Source organism: Paenibacillus sp. P4_E11, assembly GCF_056401635.1.
Map to the genome: position 1 here is coordinate 1 of NZ_JBFUIX010000152.1, position 7,764 is coordinate 7,764.

Genomic DNA, 7,764 nt, shown 5'->3' on the forward strand with positions numbered 1-7,764 from the left:
CAGTTGACCAGTAGCCAGTTGAAAACGGAGGTTAAAGAGTTCTTCCTTGTAACCGGAAATTTTGTGCTCTAACTCAGCAGTGGTTAAGTTACGAATTTCAGTTGCTTTCATTTGCTTCACCACCTACTTCTTCGCGTTTCACGAATTTCGTTTTGATCGGGAGCTTGTGGGAGGCAAGACGCATAGCTTCGCGTGCGATTTCTTCGCTCACCCCGGCCAGTTCAAACATAATCTTACCTGGCTTTACTACGGCTACCCATTTCTCAACGTTACCTTTACCACTACCCATCCGCACCTCGAGAGGTTTTTGCGTAACAGGCTTGGAAGGGAATATCTTGATCCAAACTTTACCGCCCCGCTTGATGTAGCGAGTCATTGCAATACGAGCCGCTTCAATCTGACGGTTCGTAACCCATGCTGGTTCCGTAGCTTGCAAACCGTATTCGCCGAATGCGATTTCCGCACCGCCCTTGGTATTGCCCGCCATTTTGCCGCGATGTTCTTTCCGGTGTTTCACACGTTTAGGCATCAACATGATTAGTTTCCTCCTTCCTGTACAGCCTTTTTCTTCGCTGTCGGAAGAACTTCTCCACGATAAATCCAGACTTTCACACCAATACGACCATAAGTCGTGTGCGCTTCTGCTGTTCCGTAGTCGATGTCAGCACGCAGTGTATGAAGAGGTACTGTACCTTCGCTATAGCCTTCGCTACGAGCGATTTCCGCACCGCCCAGACGACCGCTAACGCCGGTTTTGATCCCTTTGGCGCCTGCTCTCATCGAACGTTGGATGGATTGTTTCATCGCACGACGGAACGATACACGACGCTCTAGTTGTTGAGCAATGCTCTCTGCAACCAGTGTTGCGTTCAATTCCGGATTCTTGATCTCAGCGATGTTAATGTGGACCTTCTTATTCGACAGTTGTGCGATGTAGTTCCGAATCACTTCAACTTCAGCGCCGCCCTTACCGATAACCATACCCGGCTTGGCAGTGTGAATCGTAACGTTGACGCGGTTAGCTGCACGCTCAATATCAAAATGGGAAACAGCTGAATCTTTCAGCTTTTTCTTCAAGTATTCACGAATCTTGACGTCTTCCATCAACAAGGTACCGAAGTCTTTCTCCGCGAACCACTTGGATTCCCAATCTCGGATGACTCCAATTCTAAAACCGACGGGATTTACCTTTTGACCCACACGTTATCCCTCCTTATTTCTCAGATACCACTAATGTAATGTGGCTGGTACGTTTAAATATGCTGAACGCACGTCCTTGCGAACGAGGTTGAAATCTCTTCATCGTTGGACCTTGGTTAACATACACTTCCGAGATCACCAACTTATTGGGATCCAGCGAAAAGTTATGTTCTGCATTTGCGATGGCCGAATTGAGCAGTTTCTCCACTACTGGAGAAGCAGAACGCGGAGTGTGACGAAGAATCGCAACCGCATCGCCCACTTTCTTGCCCCGAATCAAATCGATGACCAATTGTACTTTACGCGAAGAAATGCGCACGTGACTCACATGAGCCTTGGCTTGTTGCATGGTAGTACCCTCCTCTCAAGCGTAAGATGTTTCTCGACGGTTTCTTATCGTTTACCGGTTTTCTTGTCATCGTCGGTATGTCCTTTGTACGTACGGCTAGGTGCGAATTCACCAAGCTTATGTCCGACCATGTCTTCCGTAACGTATACAGGTACGTGCTTTTTGCCATCATAAACAGCAAAAGTATGTCCGACGAATTGAGGGAAAATTGTAGAGCGGCGTGACCAGGTTTTGATAACTACTTTCTTACCAGTTCCCAATGCCTCTACTTTTTTCATCAAGTGATCGTCTACAAAAGGTCCTTTTTTCAAACTGCGGCCCATAGTGCGTCCTCCTTTCGTGCAACCTTGCTGAACAGGTTATTACTTCGTGCGACGACGAATAATATATTTGTCAGAAGCTTTGCTTTTCTTACGGGTTTTGTAACCAAGCGTAGGCTTACCCCATGGAGACATTGGTGATTTACGTCCGATTGGAGCGCGGCCTTCACCACCACCGTGTGGGTGATCGACAGGGTTCATAACAACCCCACGGACTGTAGGGCGTTTGCCCAACCAACGRTTGCGTCCTGCTTTACCGATGTTGATCAATTCGTGATCTTCGTTACCTACGGAACCGATCGTCGCGCGGCAAACCTTCAATACGCGGCGAACTTCACCGGAAGACAACCGGATCGATACGTAATCTTCTTCCTTACCTAGCAATTGAGCTTCGGTTCCAGCTGCACGAACCATTTGTCCACCCTTACCAGGCTTCAACTCGATGTTGTGAATCACAGTACCGACTGGAATGTTTTCCAACGGCAACGAGTTTCCGATTTTGATGTCGGAACCAACGCCGGAGCTGATTTTGTCGTTAACCTTGAGACCCTTAGGTGCCAAGATGTAACGCTTCTCTCCATCTGCATAGACGATCAAAGCGATGTTGGCTGTACGGTTCGGATCGTACTCAATTGTAGCAACGCGTCCCGGTATGCCATCTTTATTCCGCTTGAAGTCAATAATCCGGTATTTACGCTTATGTCCGCCGCCTTGGTGACGAATCGTAATTTTACCTTGATTGTTACGACCGGCTTTGTTCATCAGTGGCGCTAACAACGATTTCTCTGGTGTTGAAGTTGTAATCTCTTCAAACGTAGAGACCGTCATTTGACGTCTGGATGCGGTAGTCGGTCTAAATGATTTGATTGGCACTTCGAKTCCCTCCTTACTTCACGAAATTAAACCGATTCAAAAAACTCTAACGGCTTGCTATCTGCAGTCAAACGAACGATTGCTTTTTTCCATTCGGACGTATATCCATTGTATTTGCCATAACGCTTCGGTTTAGCTGGAACGTTAATCGTGTTTACATAGGACACCTTGGTCTTAAAAATATCTTGAATGGCCAACTTGATTTCCGTCTTGTTCGCGCGCTTGTCGACTTCAAACACATAAGTGTTGTTCGACATCAGGTCACTTGTACGTTCTGTGATGATTGGGCGCTTGATAATATCACGAGGATTTTTCATTACGCAAGCACCTCCTCTACCTTCTCGACTGCTTCCTTCGTAATAATGAGTTTGTCGTATACAAGAACGTCAAGAACGTTAATGCCCTCCGCAGTCACGAACTTAACATTCGGAATGTTCCGAGTCGACAATGCTACATTATCATCGTAATTCGCAGCTACTACCAATGCCTTGCGATCAACCTTCAGGTTGCTCAGGATTGCTGCAAATTCCTTCGTTTTCGGTTGGCTCAAGCTCAGTTGATCCAACACGATAATTCCGTTATCGATGACTTTGGAAGATAAAGCGGATTTGATAGCCAAACGACGAACTTTTCTTGGCATTTTGTAGCCATAATCACGTGGCGTTGGTCCGAATACGATACCGCCGCCTTTCCATTGTGGCGAACGGATACTACCCTGACGTGCACGGCCAGTACCTTTTTGCTTCCATGGTTTGCGACCGCCGCCTCGAACTTCAGAGCGACCCTTTACTTTGTGCGTACCTTGGCGCTGCGTAGCTTGTTGATTAACAACCGCTTCATGAAGTACGAACTTGTTCGGCTCGATTCCGAATATAGCATCAGCCAGTTCCACTTCACCTACTTGCGCTCCGCTAACATTATACAGTGCTACCTTTGGCATGTTTGTTCCTCCTTTCTCTAACCTCTTACTTCTTAACGGTCGACTTTACACTGACGTAGCTGTTGTTAGCTCCAGGAATCGATCCTTTTACCAAAAGAACATTACGCTCTGTATCAACCTTAACAACTTGCAATTTTTGAATAGTGATGGTTTCGCTACCCATGTGCCCTGGCATACGTTTGCCTTTCGGTACACGGTTACCCGTACGGATGACAGCCATCGAACCTATACCACGGTGATACTTGGAACCGTGAGACATCGGTCCGCGGGATTGTCCCCAACGCTTGATGGCGCCTGCGAATCCTTTACCTTTAGAAGTACCCGTCACGTCAACATATTCGCCCTCTGTGAAAATATCAGCTTTCAGCTCTTGGCCTACTTCGAACTCGCCAACATTAACACCGCGAATTTCTTTAATGTAGCGCTTAGGTGCTGCGTTAGCCTTTTTGGCATGGCCCAGCTCAGGTTTTGTTGCACGGCTTTCTTTCTTATCGTCAAATCCGATTTGAATCGACTCGTAACCATCGTTATCTTGATCTTTTTTCTGCAGTACGACACAAGGTCCTGCTTGGATCACGGTAACCGGTACGGCTGTTCCATCGGCGGCGAATACTTGGGTCATCCCCAGTTTCTTCCCTAAGATACCTTTCATGTTGACACCTCTTTTCCTTTACATTTCGATGAACGAACTAGTATTACAGCTTAATTTCAATATCTACGCCGGATGGCAGATCCAAACGCATCAAAGCATCGACCGTTTGCGGAGTCGGATCCACGATGTCGATCAGACGCTTATGCGTACGCATTTCGAACTGCTCTCTGGAATCCTTGTACTTGTGAACTGCACGCAGAACAGTAATGATTTGCTTTTCCGTAGGAAGCGGAATCGGACCGGATACACCTGCACCGGAACGCTTAGCTGTCTCCACGATTTTCTCTGCGGATTGATCAAGAACTCTGTGATCGTATGCTTTCAAGCGAATACGAATCTTTTGCTTTGCCATATAATTCCCTCCTTCTATCGCCCAATTTAGTATCGGACATACTCCGTGAAAATCCCCTGGCAGCATCCATTCCCTCATGGCAAAGGGGCCGGGTGTGTCAGCAACCTCTCACATCATCGCACAGTCACAGACCAACGTCTAATATTATATAAAAAATCAAAAGGAAAAGCAAGAAAATAATTAGACTAATCCCCAAATATTAAACTACTGCCTACGAGGCAATAAAAAGAGCCCTCAACTTGTTCAAAGTCGAGGGCTCCATTTTGTTTCTTCTATATAATAGAAGAGATTACTTTTGGATCGATGCAACCGCACCGGCGCCTACTGTACGACCGCCTTCACGAATTGCGAAGCGTGTTCCTTCTTCGATAGCGATTGGGTTGATCAGTTCAACAGTAACACTGATGTTATCGCCAGGCATAACCATCTCAGTGCCTTCTGGAAGAGAGATAACGCCAGTTACGTCTGTAGTCCGGAAGTAGAACTGTGGACGGTAACCTGTGAAGAAAGGCTTGTGACGGCCACCCTCTTCTTTAGTCAGAACGTAGATTTGTGCTGTGAAGTTCGTGTGTGGCTTAACGGAACCCGGCTTAGCCAAAACTTGTCCACGTTCGATATCTTTACGCTCTACACCACGAAGCAATGCGCCGATGTTGTCTCCAGCTTGTGCGGAATCCAACAGCTTGCGGAACATTTCAACGCCTGTAACTACGCATTTGCGAGTTTCTTCAGCGATACCGACGATTTCAATTTCGTCAGATACTTTAACAACTCCACGCTCTACGCGGCCAGTAGCTACTGTACCACGACCTGTGATTGTGAAGACGTCCTCGACTGGCATCAAGAAAGGCTTAGCTACATCGCGCTCAGGAGTTGGGATGAAAGTATCCACTTGATCGAACAATTCGATGATTTTGTTAGCCCATTCGCCATCAGGGTTTTGCAGAGCTTCACGAGCGGAACCGCGGATAACCGGAGTGTCGTCGCCTGGGAATTCATATTCGCTAAGCAAGTCGCGAACTTCCATTTCAACCAGTTCCAACAACTCTTCGTCGTCTACCATGTCGCACTTGTTCAAGAATACGACGATGTAAGGAACGCCTACTTGACGGGAGAGAAGGATGTGCTCGCGAGTTTGCGGCATTGGGCCGTCAGCTGCGGATACAACCAGGATCGCTCCATCCATTTGGGCAGCGCCGGTGATCATGTTTTTAACATAGTCGGCGTGTCCTGGGCAGTCTACGTGTGCGTAGTGACGATTAGGTGTTTCATACTCAACGTGAGCTGTGGAGATTGTAATTCCGCGCTCGCGCTCTTCTGGTGCTTTGTCGATTTGGTCGAATGCTACAGCAGCGCCGCCATATCTCTTGGAAAGAACGGTAGTGATAGCAGCTGTCAAAGTTGTTTTACCATGGTCAACGTGACCGATTGTTCCAATGTTTACGTGGGGTTTGTTACGTTCAAATTTCGCTTTTCCCATGACTTGCTATTCCTCCTTATAATAAGAAAGTTTGTATTGTATGATTATGCGCCTTTATTCTTGGCTGCGATTTCTTCAGCGATGCTTCTAGGCACTTCTTCATAGTGAGAGAGTTCCATCGAATACACGCCGCGTCCTTGCGTACGCGATCTGAGGGTTGTGGAGTATCCGAACATTTCGGACAACGGTACCTTCGAACGAATGACTTGTGCGCCTGCGCGTGAGTCCATACCTTCGATGCGTCCGCGTCTGGAGTTCAAATCGCCCATAACGTCGCCCATGTATTCTTCTGGTACAGTAACTTCTACCTTCATGATTGGCTCAAGCAAGCATGGGTTACACTTGTCTTTCGCGGCTTTCAAAGCCATCGAACCGGCAATTTTAAACGCCATTTCACTAGAGTCAACATCATGGTAGGAACCGTCAAAAATAGTTGCTTTGATATCCACGAGCGGGAATCCGGCAAGAACCCCATTCTTCATGGATTCTTCAATACCTGCCTGTACCGGAGCGATAAACTCTCTAGGTACAACACCACCGACAACTTTGTTCTCGAATATGAAGCCAGTACCTGGCTCCAACGGCGTAAACTCGATCCAGCAGTGACCGTATTGACCGCGTCCACCAGATTGGCGAACGAACTTACCTTCAACCTTAGCGGCTGTCTTGAATGTTTCGCGATAAGCAACTTGAGGTTTACCGACATTAGTTTCTACTTTAAACTCACGAAGCATACGGTCTACGATAATCTCAAGATGAAGCTCGCCCATCCCTTGAATAATCGTTTGAGCTGTTTCTTCGTCCGTGTAGTAACGGAAAGTCGGATCTTCTTCAGCCAGCTTGGAAAGCGCAACGCCCAATTTGTCTTGGTCCGCTTTAGTCTTCGGCTCAACCGCGATGGAGATAACCGGATCCGGGAAGTTCATGGATTCCAGAATAACCGGATGCTTCTCATCGCAAAGTGTATCGCCTGTGATCGTTTCTTTCAAGCCTACAGCCGCAGCAATGTCACCGGAGTAAACTTCGCTAATTTCTTGACGGCTGTTCGCATGCATTTGCAGAATACGACCGACGCGCTCGCGCTTACCTTTAGTCGCATTCAACACGTACGAACCCGAGCTAAGGACGCCGGAGTATACGCGGAAGAATGTGAGCTTACCAACATAAGGGTCGGTTGCAATTTTGAAAGCAAGTGCTGAGAACGGTTCGTTGTCTGAAGATTTGCGGATCGTTTCCGTACCGTCTTCAAGCGTCCCCTTAATGTCTGGAACGTCAATTGGAGCCGGTAAGTAATCTACAACCGCATCCAGCATCAACTGAACGCCTTTATTGCGATAAGACGATCCAGCGACAACTGGGAATATCTTCACTTCAGTAACGCCCTTGCGAAGCGCTGCCTTCAATTCTTGGATGGAGATTTCTTCACCCTCCAAGTATTTCATCGTCAGGTCTTCGTCAAGCTCAGCTACTTTCTCAACAAGCTCATTGCGGAGCTCATCGACTTTGGCTGCTAACTCAGCAGGAATCTCAATTTCTTGGATATCTTTGCCCAAGTCGTCATTGTAATGATACGCCTTGCGCTCTACCAAGTCGATGAT

12 protein-coding genes are annotated in these 7,764 nt (G+C 47.3%); all 12 read right to left on the reverse strand.

Annotation, left to right across the window (positions count from 1 at the left end; genetic code table 11):
• A partial coding sequence (gene rpmC / locus AC1DWB_RS29610) for a 50S ribosomal protein L29 (protein ID WP_477544705.1) occupies positions 1-111 on the reverse strand: 111 nt, incomplete at its 3' end.
• Positions 98-535 carry a 50S ribosomal protein L16 gene (gene rplP, locus AC1DWB_RS29615; RefSeq protein ID WP_477544695.1) on the reverse strand — a complete coding sequence of 146 codons (438 nt, stop codon included), beginning with the start codon at positions 533-535 and terminating at the stop codon, positions 98-100. The genes rplP and rpmC, both read right to left, overlap by 14 nt.
• A gap of 2 nt (positions 536-537) precedes the next feature.
• Complete coding sequence (gene rpsC, locus AC1DWB_RS29620) at positions 538-1,200, reverse strand: 30S ribosomal protein S3 (RefSeq protein WP_477544696.1); 663 nt, start codon at positions 1,198-1,200, stop codon at positions 538-540.
• A gap of 13 nt (positions 1,201-1,213) precedes the next feature.
• Complete coding sequence (rplV, locus tag AC1DWB_RS29625; protein ID WP_127584011.1) at positions 1,214-1,549, reverse strand: 50S ribosomal protein L22; 336 nt, start codon at positions 1,547-1,549, stop codon at positions 1,214-1,216.
• Positions 1,550-1,593: 44 nt separating this feature from the next.
• The gene (gene rpsS / locus AC1DWB_RS29630; RefSeq protein ID WP_477544697.1) at positions 1,594-1,872 is read right to left on the reverse strand and encodes a 30S ribosomal protein S19; all 279 of its coding nucleotides are present in this window, start codon (positions 1,870-1,872) and stop codon (positions 1,594-1,596) included.
• Between the two features lie 39 nt (positions 1,873-1,911).
• Complete coding sequence (gene rplB, locus AC1DWB_RS29635) at positions 1,912-2,742, reverse strand: 50S ribosomal protein L2 (protein WP_477544698.1); 831 nt, start codon at positions 2,740-2,742, stop codon at positions 1,912-1,914.
• 26 nt (positions 2,743-2,768) lie between these two features.
• On the reverse strand, positions 2,769-3,059 hold the full coding sequence (rplW, locus tag AC1DWB_RS29640; protein ID WP_477544699.1) for a 50S ribosomal protein L23: 291 nt from the start codon (positions 3,057-3,059) through the stop codon (positions 2,769-2,771).
• Positions 3,059-3,682, reverse strand: a complete 624-nt coding sequence (gene rplD, locus AC1DWB_RS29645) for a 50S ribosomal protein L4 (RefSeq protein ID WP_477544700.1) — start codon at positions 3,680-3,682, stop codon at positions 3,059-3,061. The genes rplW and rplD overlap by 1 nt, the downstream gene beginning before the upstream one ends.
• A 25-nt stretch (positions 3,683-3,707) precedes the next feature.
• On the reverse strand, positions 3,708-4,334 hold the full coding sequence (gene rplC / locus AC1DWB_RS29650) for a 50S ribosomal protein L3 (protein WP_477544701.1): 627 nt from the start codon (positions 4,332-4,334) through the stop codon (positions 3,708-3,710).
• Positions 4,335-4,377: 43 nt separating this feature from the next.
• A complete protein-coding gene (rpsJ, locus tag AC1DWB_RS29655; protein WP_477544702.1) occupies positions 4,378-4,686 on the reverse strand; it encodes a 30S ribosomal protein S10 in 309 nt (102 codons plus the stop codon).
• 289 nt (positions 4,687-4,975) lie between these two features.
• On the reverse strand, positions 4,976-6,166 hold the full coding sequence (gene tuf, locus AC1DWB_RS29660; RefSeq protein ID WP_477544703.1) for an elongation factor Tu: 1,191 nt from the start codon (positions 6,164-6,166) through the stop codon (positions 4,976-4,978).
• Between the two features lie 44 nt (positions 6,167-6,210).
• Positions 6,211-7,764, reverse strand: a 1,554-nt coding sequence (fusA, locus tag AC1DWB_RS29665; protein WP_477544704.1) for an elongation factor G, incomplete at its 5' end; no start/stop codon positions are given.